The 12,818-nt window shown below is 46.2% G+C and carries 11 protein-coding genes; 7 read left to right on the plus strand and 4 right to left on the minus strand.

Translation table 11 applies throughout. From position 1 onward, the window contains the following. Window positions 1-36: 36 nt before the first annotated feature. The 4 genes from lpoB to QTN95_RS09395 all read left to right on the plus strand — a co-directional run bounded on the left by lpoB (window position 37) and on the right by QTN95_RS09395 (window position 3,828). On the plus strand, window positions 37-627 hold the full coding sequence (gene lpoB / locus QTN95_RS09380) for a penicillin-binding protein activator LpoB (protein ID WP_138973330.1): 591 nt from the start codon (window positions 37-39) through the stop codon (window positions 625-627). Window positions 628-654: 27 nt separating this feature from the next. Beyond that, window positions 655-1,509 (plus strand): phosphotransferase, encoded by an 855-nt coding sequence (locus tag QTN95_RS09385; RefSeq protein WP_331417295.1) that lies wholly within the window; start codon window positions 655-657, stop codon window positions 1,507-1,509. Between the two features lie 100 nt (window positions 1,510-1,609). After that, entirely contained in the window at window positions 1,610-2,149 is a 540-nt protein-coding gene (ycfP, locus tag QTN95_RS09390; RefSeq protein ID WP_331417296.1) for an alpha/beta hydrolase YcfP, read from the plus strand. 389 nt (window positions 2,150-2,538) lie between these two features. Beyond that, complete coding sequence (locus QTN95_RS09395; RefSeq protein WP_331417297.1) at window positions 2,539-3,828, plus strand: NAD(P)/FAD-dependent oxidoreductase; 1,290 nt, start codon at window positions 2,539-2,541, stop codon at window positions 3,826-3,828. Window positions 3,829-3,885: 57 nt separating this feature from the next. On the opposite strand, the gene QTN95_RS09400 is transcribed toward QTN95_RS09395, so the two are convergent. Genes QTN95_RS09400 through QTN95_RS09415 form a run of 4 tightly spaced genes read right to left on the minus strand, consistent with a single transcriptional unit; the run spans window position 3,886 to window position 9,316 of the window. Further along, entirely contained in the window at window positions 3,886-4,422 is a 537-nt protein-coding gene (locus QTN95_RS09400) for a GNAT family N-acetyltransferase (RefSeq protein WP_331417298.1), read from the minus strand. A 36-nt stretch (window positions 4,423-4,458) separates the two neighbouring features. Beyond that, the gene (locus tag QTN95_RS09405; RefSeq protein WP_331417299.1) at window positions 4,459-5,226 is read right to left on the minus strand and encodes a peptidoglycan binding protein CsiV; all 768 of its coding nucleotides are present in this window, start codon (window positions 5,224-5,226) and stop codon (window positions 4,459-4,461) included. 50 nt (window positions 5,227-5,276) lie between these two features. Next, window positions 5,277-8,738, minus strand: coding sequence for a transcription-repair coupling factor (gene mfd / locus QTN95_RS09410; RefSeq protein WP_331417300.1), 3,462 nt, complete (start codon window positions 8,736-8,738; stop codon window positions 5,277-5,279). A gap of 11 nt (window positions 8,739-8,749) precedes the next feature. Further along, window positions 8,750-9,316: a PilZ domain-containing protein gene (locus QTN95_RS09415; protein ID WP_138973323.1), complete on the minus strand. Its 567-nt coding sequence runs from the start codon at window positions 9,314-9,316 to the stop codon at window positions 8,750-8,752. Between the two features lie 181 nt (window positions 9,317-9,497). Here QTN95_RS09415 and lolC point away from each other — a divergent pair, with 181 nt between their 5' ends. Genes lolC through lolE form a run of 3 tightly spaced genes read left to right on the plus strand, consistent with a single transcriptional unit; the run spans window position 9,498 to window position 12,630 of the window. Beyond that, on the plus strand, window positions 9,498-10,706 hold the full coding sequence (gene lolC / locus QTN95_RS09420; protein ID WP_331417301.1) for a lipoprotein-releasing ABC transporter permease subunit LolC: 1,209 nt from the start codon (window positions 9,498-9,500) through the stop codon (window positions 10,704-10,706). Then, window positions 10,699-11,385 carry a lipoprotein-releasing ABC transporter ATP-binding protein LolD gene (lolD, locus tag QTN95_RS09425; RefSeq protein ID WP_331417302.1) on the plus strand — a complete coding sequence of 229 codons (687 nt, stop codon included), beginning with the start codon at window positions 10,699-10,701 and terminating at the stop codon, window positions 11,383-11,385. The genes lolC and lolD overlap by 8 nt, the downstream gene beginning before the upstream one ends. Continuing rightward, the gene (gene lolE / locus QTN95_RS09430; protein WP_138973320.1) at window positions 11,386-12,630 is read left to right on the plus strand and encodes a lipoprotein-releasing ABC transporter permease subunit LolE; all 1,245 of its coding nucleotides are present in this window, start codon (window positions 11,386-11,388) and stop codon (window positions 12,628-12,630) included. The last annotated feature ends 188 nt before the right edge of the window (window positions 12,631-12,818 follow it).

Below are 12,818 nucleotides of genomic sequence, written 5' to 3' on the forward strand. Positions count from 1 at the left end.
AATATAACTAAACTTTAGAGATTTAAGGAACCAACAATGAAGAAAAGTGTTATTGCATTACTTGGTTTAGCTGTCGTTTTGGGTGGTTGTTCAAACCAAGTAAGCTACGGAGACGCTCAAGCCGTTGAAACAACGACGATTGACTTTGGTTCAACTGACCTACAGAAAATCGCTGGTGAAATGGTCGACAGCATGATGATGTCTGGTTCTGTTTCCGCTATTACACGAGATTCGCGTCCGATCGTGTTTGTCGAGCGTATCAAAAACAAAACCAGTGAGCATATTGATACTGAATCCATCACCGATACCATCAGTACTAAGATGTTGAATTCTGGTAAATTCCGCTTCGTCGATATGGATCGAGTGGAATCTGTTCGTGAACAATTGAACTTCCAGAATAACGATGAACTCGTCAATCAAAGTACCGCTATTCAGTTTGGTAAGATGGTTGGCGCTCAGTACATGCTTTACGGAAACCTCTCTAGCATCGCGAAAAATGCAGGTAGCGACAAAGACGTTTACTACAAGATGACAATGCGTCTGATGGATCTTGAAACTGGCTTGATTGAGTGGGCGGACGAAACAGAAATCCGTAAACAAGAATCGAAAAGCTTTTTAGGTCTGTAATGGCTCTCTAAGCGGAAGGAGTGAACTATGGCGCGTATGTCTTGGAATGAAGCATGTTCTCTGGACCGTTCATTGTCGTCGTTAGATCACTTCTTCGCTATGCCCCCTGATTATGCCCAAACGCTAACCGGGGGGCTGACAAATCGTTGTTGGAAGGTAGTGACCAGCGACGGTCAAGCCTATGTATGGCGACCCACTACCCATATTACCCAAGCCTTTTCGATATCTCGTTTTCAAGAGTATCAAATCCTCTCCGCTATTGAATCCAGCCATTTGGCTCCGAAAGCCATTCATATCAACGATCAAGGACTACTGGTTGATTGGATTGAGGGACAACCCTTGACCAATGATCTCACTTTTGACTCGTTATTAAAGACAATGGTGAAAGTTCATGAAGTCGATATTAAGCGCATTCCCGTAGCGCCTTTTAATTATACGGCGCGAGTGGATCACTATTGGATGTTGCTTAATGATGAATACAAAGTGGATCCTTATCTTGCTATCTATACTCAGTGGCGTTCGGCACCGAGTCTTGCCGATGTAGGGCATACCTTGTGTCATTTTGATTTAGCTGGCTACAACATGGTCAAGACAGAGCAGGGTAATAAGGTTATCGACTGGGAGTATGCGGCAATTGCCGATCCGCGTCTTGATCTGACGTTGAGTATTGACGTCATGGAAGAGAAGCCACTTGAAGCTGTGTATCGTTACTGTCAGTTACGTGGAGTTGAAGGTGTTGATGACTGGGTTGAAGGTGTTATGGCTTGGAAGCCGAGAGCAACCATGATGGCCATGCTATGGTATTTACTGGCATACCAGTTATGGGGCGATGAACAATATTTAACCCAAGCGCGTGCCCTGAAAGAGCCGTTTTGTTGCTAAGATCACTGTTTAGTGTATTCGGTCAGCGAATCTCATAGTGACGACTTTTAAACCTTAGTTTTCGTGGTAGATTTAAACCACAAGGATCGGGGGATATACGATGATTATTTATTTACATGGTTTTGATTCGACCAGCCCAGGCAACCACGAAAAAATACTGCAACTGCAGTTCATCGACGATGACGTGCGTTTTATCAACTACAGTACTCTCCATCCAAAGCACGATATGCAGCACTTACTCAAAGAAGTACACAAAGTTATCGAGCAAGCAGGTGATACTCAGCCGATGATATGTGGTGTGGGTCTTGGTGCTTACTGGTCAGAACGAATTGGCTTCTTGTGTGGTATTAAGCAAGTCATGTTTAATCCGAATCTTCATCCTGAGCTAACCATGCAGGGGCGAATTGACCGTCCTGAAGAGTACGAAGATATTGCGACTAAGTGCGTTTCTGAGTTCAGAACCAAGAACAAAGGCCGCTGCCTAGTGATTTTATCGAAAGAGGATGAAGTACACGACAATCGTAAAACCGCAGCTGAGTTAGAAGATTACTACGACATCATCTGGGATGAAACGCAGTCTCATAAGTTTAAGAAGATCTCTCAGCACCTCAAAATGATAGAGGCATTCAAAAAGAGTTAATCACCACCATTTTGTTTAAAGCGGCATGAAATCACTAGTGCCGCTTTTTTTTGTTCTAAATCTATGCTGAGAATATAAATATCGCTGAGATAAGTGCAATCTTTGGTTGCGTGTCCTATTAAGCTAGATATAATGAGCTAATTACAAATTTTTTGATAAATGTCAAAAAAAATTGAGAGCAGATGGAAAATCTGCCCATCAACGAGTGATTGTTTTAACAATTGGCTCAGAGTCTAATGACTCTTTATCCATTAGCGTGTCACATTTTATGTCCCTCTAGGTCGGAACCTCTGATGGGTTAAAACCCAAGGTGTCCCAAAAATACAGAATTCCATCGAGGCGGAATACCGACTCGATTAAGTTTTATTATAATTTTGAGGAGATATGCTGTGACACGAATTATCGTAGTAGGCGGCGGTGCAGGTGGTCTTGAGCTTGTGACTAAACTTGGTCGCACATTAGGCCGCAAAGGACGAGCAAAAGTCACCTTGGTTGACCGCAAGGCAAGCCATTTATGGAAACCACTTTTGCATGAAGTTGCGACAGGCTCATTGGATGAAGGCGTTGACGCGTTAAGCTATCGCGCACACGCAAAAAACCACCACTTTGACTTTCAAATGGGCGGTCTGCAAGATATCGACCGTGAGCGTAAGGTCATTAAGCTTTGCGAACTGAAAGACGAGCACGGTGAACTTTTGATCCCGAGCCGCGAGCTAGAATATGACATTCTAGTTATGGCGATTGGCTCCACTTCAAACGACTTTAACACTCCTGGTGTGCGTGAACACTGTATCTTCCTTGATAGCCCTGAACAGGCTCATCGTTTCCGTATAGAAATGAACAATGAGTTCCTTAAACTCCATGCTAAGAACGGTAACGGTACGGTTGATATTGCCATCGTCGGTGCGGGTGCAACGGGGGTAGAGCTTTCTGCTGAATTACACAATGCTGTCAAAGAGCTGAGAACGTATGGTTTTGGCGATTTAGATTCAAGCAAGCTGAATGTCAATCTTGTCGAAGCGGGCGAACGTATTCTTCCTGCTTTGCCTCCACGTATCTCTTCAGCAGCACATCAAGAGCTGACTAAATTGGGGGTGAATGTTCGCACCGCGACCATGGTAACCCAAGCTGATGAAGATGGTCTTACAACAAAAGATGGAGATAAGATCCCAGCTCAGATCATGGTGTGGGCTGCGGGTATTAAAGCACCAGATTTCATCAAAGATATTGCAGGTCTTGAGACTAACCGCATCAACCAGTTAGTGGTTAAAGATACGCTACAAACCACTCGTGATGATGACATTTTCGTTATTGGTGATTTGGCTCAGTGCACCCAAGCCGATGGTTCATTTGTGCCACCACGCGCTCAGGCTGCACACCAGATGGCAACCCGAGCTTTCTACAATATCGTCGCGAAGCTGAACGGTCGTGAGCTAAAACCTTATGTCTACAAAGACAAGGGTTCATTGGTGTCACTGAGCCGTTTCTCTACGGTAGGTAGTTTGATGGGGAACTTGACCAAAGGCTCAATGATGGTTGAAGGTCGCATTGCTCGTGTGGTTTACATTTCACTATATCGCCTCCACCAGATGGCGTTGCACGGTCTATTTAAGACGGCACTGATCATCTTGATGGGTCGTATTAACCGAGTCCTACGACCAAATTTAAAACTTCACTAATAAGCTTCATGTGTAAAAAAGAGCGCTTAGCGCTCTTTTTTTATGTGATGGAATTGGTCACGGAATGATCGAGTAAACCAAGCCATCTTGAGCAAGACCATCAAATATAAACCGATTTCTCGCACGCGTTTCAAATAGCCCACCACATTTCTCGATCAGCTTTTGACTGGCTAGGTTCTCAGGGGAACAAACCACTTCTATACGCGTGACTTTTAGCTGTGAAAAGCAAAACTCAATGAGGGCGTTGACAGCAGCAGTACCGAGCCCTTGACCTTGATAATCGTCAGCAATCCAGTAGCCAATGCTCGCCATATTAAAGGTGTGATAGAGTTCGTTGATCGCCACCATTCCAATGAGCGCATCGCTTTTGCGGCAGAAAACACCAAACCCGTAGGCTTCGGATTTTACCCAATTCAGTCTGGTTGCGAGGATAAAACGCTCTGCATCATCATTGGTGAAATCTGCATGGCACCAATCAACCCATCGATGAAGGGTGAGGGAACGCACGATACAAGACTGCAACTTATCGCTGTCTGAACTTTCGATAAGGCGCAAGATTAGTCTGGGTGTAATGATTTGGTAATCTGGGCTCATAAAAGAATAGCCCTCAGTAGAGGGCTAAAAGCAAGATTAGTTAACACGGCGAACCTGAATGATCATGCCCATAAGTGGGTGATCGAGGAAGTGTGTTTCACTGCTGCGCATACGACGCTTCTGATCGAGTCGGTAGCTCTTGAGATACTCCTCTTTGTGAACGATGGGAGTGACATCCTCCATCAGTCCGATCTGAACAACCTGATTTTCGTCGCTGCTCTGATCACTCAGTGATTCGGGTTGATGCTCTTCTAACGTGACTTCACGTACGCTTGGCGCTTTAAGGTCGAGTTCAACGTCAGCATACAGATAATGTTCTACGTAAATCTGGAGTTTTCCGTCTAGTTGATAGATGGCTTTAGGAATAGATTGCTCTGTGACGCCCTCTAACACCTGTTGGCCAGTCGTGCCGATCATTGAGCCGTCAGTATTAAACTTGCTTGAAAAGTCATAGCCAGCTTGAATGTGGAAGGTCGGGGCAGACAGTCTTCCCTGATCACCTTGACGCCATGCTTTATGCATCAACACTTCAAAACCAGCGTGCTGCTTGAGCTTTTGCACTTCATCGGTTAGCGCATACTCTGAATAAGGGAGCATTTGCACCCCTTTTTTTGCACGATAGCTCGCATCCGCAAATGTTCCAGCTCGTTCTAAATCGATTTTTGGCAGGTTAGCCGGCCATGATTCAGCGGTTTGCTCCGCATCAACGGCACGTTTAAAAATGATCACTTCGATATCGAATTGACGCTGCGCCATTGACGGCATTGCTACAAGCATTAGCAACAGCGGGATCAGTTTCTTCATTGCAACTCCATGAAAAGGTGCATGGCACCTTAATTTAATTTTGTAAACACTCAAGCCTTAGGTAATAGATTCTGCTGGAACTCGCCCAGCATGTCATTAACAAATTGAATGCGTTTGCGTCTATCCACTAATGGTATCGTAAACTTGAACTTAGTTGGTCCATCCATTGCGAATTTTTGTGGCTGAGATTGCAATAGTTTAACCAAATACATAGGGTTAATGTCAGCATCCGGATAGAATTCAATAAAGCCCCCTTTATCGTGAGCCTCAATCTTCTTCACTTTTAGTGATGCTGCTTTCAGTTTAAGTTGTGCGACTGAGAGTAGATTTTGAGTTGCTTCAGGCAACAGACCAAAACGGTCAATCAGTTCAATCTTCAGTTCGCCTAACTCATCGTCAGTACTGACACTCGCTATCTGTTTGTACATAGAGAGGCGAGTATTGACGTCTGGTATATAGTCGTCAGGCAACAGTGCTGGTAGACGCATCTCGACTTCAGTTTGTTCACGCAGCAATTCATCAAGTGACGGTTCTTTGCCTTCCTTGAGTGCTTCTACTGCTTGTTCCAGCATCTCCATGTACAAGGTAAAACCGACAGACTGAATCTGACCACTCTGCTCATCTCCAAGTAGTTCACCCGCGCCGCGGATTTCTAAGTCATGGGTGGCGAGGGTAAAGCCAGCGCCCAAATCCTCGAGCGAAGCGATCGCCTCCAAACGTTTGACCGCATCTTTTGTCATCGCTTTGGGATGTGGCGTGAGGAGATAAGCATACGCCTGATGATGAGAGCGACCAACGCGTCCACGTAACTGATGAAGTTGAGCCAAACCAAGGTTATCGGCACGATCCATGATGATGGTATTGGCGGTTGGAACGTCAATACCCGTTTCAATAATCGTGGTACACACCAACAAGTTGAAACGCTGGTGGTAGAAATCGTTCATGATTCGCTCGAGTTCGCGTTCTCGCATTTGTCCATGTGCGACGGTGACACGGGCCTCTGGAACCAGTTTTTCTAAGTCAGCAGCCACCTTTTCAATGGTCTCGACCTGATTGTGAAGGAAGTACACTTGACCGCCGCGCATAATCTCACGCAGTACCGCCTCTCTCACCACCGCATCATCACTTTGGCGGACGAAGGTTTTGATTGCTAAGCGCCTTGCAGGTGGCGTCGCGATAATGGACAGATCACGCATACCACTCATCGCCATGTTGAGGGTACGTGGAATCGGTGTGGCGGTCAGAGTTAAGATATCGACGTCAGCGCGCATCGCCTTCATTTTCTCTTTCTGACGAACACCAAATCGGTGCTCTTCATCAACGATTAGCAGACCAAGATCCTTAAACTTAATATCGTTGGAGAGCAGTTTATGGGTACCGACCACTAGGTCGACTTTACCGTCCTCGATATCCTGCAATACGAGTTTCTGCTCTTTTGCGGTTTTAAAGCGAGACAGTACTTCAACACGTATTGGCAGATTTGCGAAGCGGTCACGGAAGTTTTCAAAGTGTTGCTGAGCGAGTAGAGTGGTTGGAACCAAGACTGCCACTTGCTTTCCGTTGTCCGTAGCGACAAAGGCGGCGCGCATGGCAACTTCAGTTTTGCCGAAACCTACGTCGCCACACACTAGGCGATCCATGGCTTTTGCCTGGCACATATCCGAAAGTACCGCATTAATTGCCATCGATTGATCATCCGTTTCTTCAAACGGAAAGCCAGCTTTGAAAGTGGCGTATTGACCACGGTCTAAGGCAAATTTATAGCCCGGCTTGAGCTCACGTTTTGCATAGACGTCAAGCAACTCCGCAGCGACATCACGTACTTTCTCTGCGGCTTTACGACGCGCTTTAGCCCACGCTTCACCACCCAGTTTGTGTAATGGGGCACTCTCTTCTGCACCGCCTGAATAGCGGCTAATTAGGTTGAGTGATGCCACTGGCACATATAGCTTAGCTTCATTTTGATATTCAAGGGTAACGTACTCGGTCGTCATCCCTCCTGCCTCGAGGGTTTGCAAACCTATATAGCGCCCAATACCGTGGTCGATATGCACGACAGGTTGACCGGTTTGCAGTTCAGCAAGGTTGCGAATGACCGCATCGCTATTGGTGACTTTGCGATCTTTACGGCGACGTTGAATGACACGGTCACCGAGCAAATCGCTTTCACAGATTAAGGCGAGTTGATCATCACCATAGACAAACCCGTGTTCTGAGGAACCGAGGATAAAACTGAATTTGGCTTGGCTACTCAGTGCCTGCTCAAAATTTTCAGCTGGTTCTGGGCGTAATTTTATCCGTTGTAATAGCTCAAGTAGGGCTTCACGGCGACCTTCGGATTCGACAGAGAAGACGACTTTTCCTTTGAAGGACTCGCTAAACTGGCGAAGGGCAGCCATGGGTTCTTTGTTCTGATGCTGAACCGCTAATTCAGGTAAGGGTGCGATGTTAGGATTGAATCGTCCTTGTTTTTCACTGACAGGGTCAACAAACAGTTTGGCTTGTGGTAACTGTTTGAATTGACTAAAGAGTTCATCCTTTTGCAGCCAAAGCTCTTGCGGTGGTAACAGTGGGCGCAGTGGATCGATTTTGCGCTGATCGTAACGATAGTCAACATCGGTCAAAAAGGTATCAATAGCCGATTCTAAGTCACCGACGGTGACTAGTAAGCTATCTTCAGGTATGTAATCAAACAGAGTTTCGCTGTGTTCGAAGAACAGTGGCTGCCAATATTCGATGCCCGCAGGCCATGTGCCTTTCGAAACCTGCATGTAGACGGACTCGGGTTCGCGGCGCGCTTCGAAGCGTTGACGCCAGCGAATACGAAAGTCTTCAATTGCAGATTCAGAGGTCGGAAATTCGTGAGCAGGTAACAGGCGGATTTCCTTAGTATCTTCAATCGAACGTTGATTTTCAGGATCGAACGTGCGAATCGTATCGATTTCATCATCAAAGAAATCGATACGATATGGGTCACTTGAGCCCATAGGGAATAGATCGAGAATCGACCCTCGGCTTGCGTATTCACCAGGACCAAAGACTTGGTCGACATTACGGTAACCGGATTTTTCCAACTGAAGTCTCAGCTTCTCTAAGGAGAACAAATCGCCTACTTTAACCATTAAGGTATGCTGCAAGAGAAACTCTCGTGGAGACTGACGTTGCAGCAGCGTGCTGACAGGCACAATGGTGATACCGGATGTCTGTGTCGGTAATTGATACAAACGGGAAATTCGGTCAGAGATGATTTCCTGATGAGGCGAAAAACTGTCGTAAGGCAGCGTTTCCCAGTCAGGAAAGAGGGCAACTTCATGACGAGAGAATTGTTCAATCTCTTGTTGTAGTTTCAGAGCCGTTTGAGGATCCGGTACCGCAAGCAGTGTGTGGGCACCATGACGTTCAGCTAGCTCTGCAATGGCGAGTGCTAAACTGGCACCACGCAGATTTCCGAACTGTTTTTTGTCTCCTGCGCCATCTGGGCATGCGAGATTAAGTAAAGATGAGTTAGACATAATGAAAGTCGTTATTTGTCGCGGTTTAGTGAACGCTGGCGAAGTAGTTTCTGCTGTTGGTATAGCGCGGCTTTAATTAGCAGGTCTTGGTCAATGTCTCTGAGTCGACCGTACTTAACAGTGATTAAGTGGGTATCGCTATTGGTCTCAATGTTGGCAACATGGCCATAGCAATAAATTGCCGCAGCAGGATGATCGAGAAACATTTTTATACGCAGCGTTGTGCCAAGCTTAATCACGGAGTCTGACATATAGGTAAACTGACTCGCACCAAATGAATGGGTGTGATGACGCAGCGTGGCATCATCTTGCTGTGACAACATGAAGGTAAGGAGTAAATTCAGCTTAGAGTTTTGAGTATCAAGCAGTTGAATGACATGTTTGAATTCGCTGTTCTTAAGTTCACCACGTGCATTGTCATTGAGTAAGTCGAGATTGCTGAACTCACTGGCGACGATGAAAGGCGCGGGGATTTCCGCTTCAAATTTTTCTGCGCTTGGCAACGATTCGTTGTCTGCCAATGGCTCAATATTAACGGTGATGGTGTGATTAACGGTAAAGAACTCTTGGTCAGACATGCTCGATTCCTTATGCTTTAGAGCATTGATTATCGTTATACCTGACAACTAATCAAGGTATCCCTTTGTTTATTACATATTTTAACGACTAATTGGCAATTAAACACTACAACCGACCTCAATTAATCGGTAGAGTAAACGACAATTACTAGGTCCCTAGACTCTAACTTTGGTTTCTACTATGTTTCATCCAGTCTCTACTTTTATCGGGTTACGCTATCTGCGCGGGCGATCCGGTGACAGGTTTAGTCGATTTGTCTCCTATATGTCGACCGCAGGCATCACTATTGGTGTGATGTCTTTGGTTACCGTTTTATCGGTAATGAATGGCTTCGAAGCCCAGCTGAAAGGGCGCATTTTAGGTGTGTTGCCACAAGCGATAGTCTCTCAAACGGCTGGCGCGACGGAGTACAGCTCGACGCCGCCAGAATTTGTCTCCAAGCTCTCCGATGCAGGGCACCCAGAACCGATAGTAAAAAGTGAAGCGGTGATACAAAGTGTCAGTCAATTGAGCGCTGGGTTACTGATAGGCATTAAACCCTCTGAACATGATCCGATCGAACAGCACCTTATTGCGGGGCGACTAGCCAATTTGCAAGCGGGGAAATATCAGCTGTTCATTGGACACACATTAGCGAGATCTTTGGACGTGACGATCGGCGATAAGGTGCGCCTAATGGTGACAAGTGCCAGTCAGTTTACGCCTCTTGGACGTATACCTAGTCAGAGATTGTTTACTGTCGCAGGCATCTATAACACAGGCTCCGACGTTGATGGCCAGTTGATGCTGACCCACATCCAAGACGCGGGTAAGTTGATGCGTCTAAATGACGATGCTATGACCGGTTGGCGTTTGTTTTTTAATGACCCTTTTGTGGTCGCAGATATAGCAGAACAGCCAATGCCTCAAGGTTGGAAGTGGCAGGATTGGCGAGACCAACGCGGTGAGCTATTCCAAGCAGTTCGCATGGAAAAAAACATGATGGGCTTGATGTTGGGACTGATCATAGGTGTCGCGGCCTTCAATATTATTTCTGCCTTGATTATGGTGGTGATGGAAAAACAGGCGGAAATGGCAATCCTCAAAACCCAGGGTATGACTGACCGTCAGGTGCTCGCCATTTTTATGGTTCAAGGTGCAAGTAGTGGTGTGATTGGCGCTTTGATCGGTGGGGCGTTTGGTATCGCTCTGGCCAGTAATCTCAACCAGATCCTTGATAGCGCAGGAGTGGCTCTTTTCTCTATTGGAGGGGAGTTGCCCATATTAATTAATCCGACTCAGATTGTCGTTGTTGTGGTGTTGGCCATCGCGCTAAGCCTTGCCGCAACCTTGTTTCCTTCCTACCGCGCATCTTCTGTAAAACCAGCTGAGGCTTTAAGATATGAGTAACCTTCTCAAGTGCCACAATGTGTGTAAAACCTATCATGAGGGAGCGTTTGATACTCAAGTATTAAAGGGTGTCAGCTTTGAATTAGCGAGAGGAGAGCTAGCTTCAATTATCGGTACGTCCGGTTCGGGTAAGAGTACTCTGTTACACATTCTTGGTGCGCTCGATGATGCGACACAAGGGCACGTTACCTTTCTTGACCATGATCTTGCTACGCTTAGCTCCAACCACCAAGCCAAACTGCGCAATCAGCACTTAGGATTTGTGTATCAGTTTCATCATTTGTTGTCTGATTTTAGTGCGATTGAAAATGTTGCGATGCCTTTATTGATTGGTGGCGTAAAAGTCAGCCAAGCAAAACTGGCTGCTAAAGCATTGCTTGATAAAGTTGGCTTGAGTCACCGATTAGAGCATCGTCCCGCTGAACTGTCAGGAGGCGAGCGCCAACGCGTAGCGATTGCTCGTGCTCTGGTGAACAGCCCTGCGTTGGTGTTGGCTGATGAGCCGACTGGTAACTTGGATCATTCGACGGCGTTAGCAATTTACGATTTGATGCGCGAATTGAATCAAGAATCAGAGACGGCTTTCCTAGTCGTCACTCATGATGGTGAACTTGCGGCCAAAATGGATCGCCAGCTACACATGCAAGATGGCCTGCTACTCAATCTAGAGGGGGTCTAAGTGTTTTCATCATTATCGTTATTTATCGGCGGGAGATTCAGTCGAGCCAAACAGCGAAATAAAATGGTTTCTTTTATTTCACTGTCGTCGACCATTGGTATCGCTGTCGGAGTGGCCGTTATTATCATTGGCCTTTCGGCGATGAATGGTTTTGAACGAGAGCTCAATAACCGGGTCTTGTCGGTGATCTCACATGGTGAATTCGAAGGGGTAAAAGGCCCGCTAAGTAATTGGCACAATGTGGTCACACAAGCTGAAAAACATCCAAAAATTGAAGCCGCCGCTCCTTACGTTAAGCTGACTGCTCTTGCCGAGAAAGGAACGCAACTAAAGGCGATAGAGGTCCGAGGGATTGACCCTCAACAAGAGAGTAAAGTCTCCAATCTCAATGCGTTTATCGATGCCCAAGTTTGGCAAGCATTCAAGCCTAACCAGCAACAGGTAATTTTAGGTCAAGGTGTCGCGGACTTGTTGCAAGTCAAACAAGGGGATTATCTGACGCTAATGATCCCCACAAGCGGTGTGACAACCAAGGTTCAGGCTCCAAAGCGTGTGCGCGTTAAGGTCGCTGGACTGTTAAAGTTAAATGGTCAAATCGATCACAATTTGGCATTGATCCCACTCGAAGATGCACAGGCGTACGCCAAATTGGGTGACGGCGTTAGCGGTGTTTCAGTCCGTGTCACCGATGTATTGCAAGCAACGCAAATTGTAAGAGAAGCAGGCAATACCTTAGATGTGTATGTTTATCTGCGCAGTTGGCAACAGAAATATGGTTTCTTGTATCGAGACATTCAACTGGTCAGAACCATCATGTATTTGGTGATGGTGTTGGTCATTGGTGTTGCCAGCTTTAATATCGTCTCTACATTAATGATGGCGGTTAAAGATCGTGCTGCTGAGATCGCTATTTTGCGTACCATGGGGGCGAGCGATGGTCTGGTTAAACGTATATTTGTCTGGCAAGGTGTCTTTTCTGGTGTTCTCGGCAGTGTGGCTGGTAGTGCCATTGGTGTTCTAGTTGCGCTTAATTTGACGCCAATGATTACGGCATTGGAGGCGTTGATTGGCCATCAATTCTTGTCTGGTGATATCTACTTTGTCGACTTTCTTCCTTCACAGGTCAATGTCTCAGATGTGGCATTGGTGTCGTTGACGGCGGTCGTGCTGAGTTTGCTGGCGACTTGGTATCCAGCTTCTCGAGCGAGTAAGCTTAATCCTGCGGCGGTACTGAGCTCAAAGTAACGCTCAATCAAAACAATAAAAAAGGACCTACTGGTCCTTTTTTTTATTTTCAGCCCTAAACCACCTACTTCAGTAGGTGGTTATCATCCGTTTCGGCTTTGCCTGTAAAACTACTCATGCTAAATGCGTCTTTGATTTTTCCAGAAGTCAAAGAGGACAAATAACATGAGTAGATACAATCAAGCTTC

This window comes from Vibrio sp. M260112, from assembly GCF_036533775.1.
In the GTDB taxonomy this organism is placed as follows: domain Bacteria; phylum Pseudomonadota; class Gammaproteobacteria; order Enterobacterales; family Vibrionaceae; genus Vibrio.

Bases quoted from the DNA above. Each gene is read 5' to 3' on its own strand.
- mfd (WP_331417300.1), bottom strand. From the start codon at position 8,738: ATGTCTAACTCATCTTTACTTAATCTCGCATGCCCAGATGGCGCAGGA.
- QTN95_RS09405 (WP_331417299.1), bottom strand. From the start codon at position 5,226: ATGAAGAAACTGATCCCGCTGTTGCTAATGCTTGTAGCAATGCCGTCA.
- ycfP (WP_331417296.1), top strand. From the start codon at position 1,610: ATGATTATTTATTTACATGGTTTTGATTCGACCAGCCCAGGCAACCAC.
- QTN95_RS09400 (WP_331417298.1), bottom strand. From the start codon at position 4,422: ATGAGCCCAGATTACCAAATCATTACACCCAGACTAATCTTGCGCCTT.
- QTN95_RS09415 (WP_138973323.1), bottom strand. From the start codon at position 9,316: ATGTCTGACCAAGAGTTCTTTACCGTTAATCACACCATCACCGTTAAT.
- lolC (WP_331417301.1), top strand. From the start codon at position 9,498: ATGTTTCATCCAGTCTCTACTTTTATCGGGTTACGCTATCTGCGCGGG.
- QTN95_RS09385 (WP_331417295.1), top strand. From the start codon at position 655: ATGGCGCGTATGTCTTGGAATGAAGCATGTTCTCTGGACCGTTCATTG.
- lolD (WP_331417302.1), top strand. From the start codon at position 10,699: ATGAGTAACCTTCTCAAGTGCCACAATGTGTGTAAAACCTATCATGAG.
- lpoB (WP_138973330.1), top strand. From the start codon at position 37: ATGAAGAAAAGTGTTATTGCATTACTTGGTTTAGCTGTCGTTTTGGGT.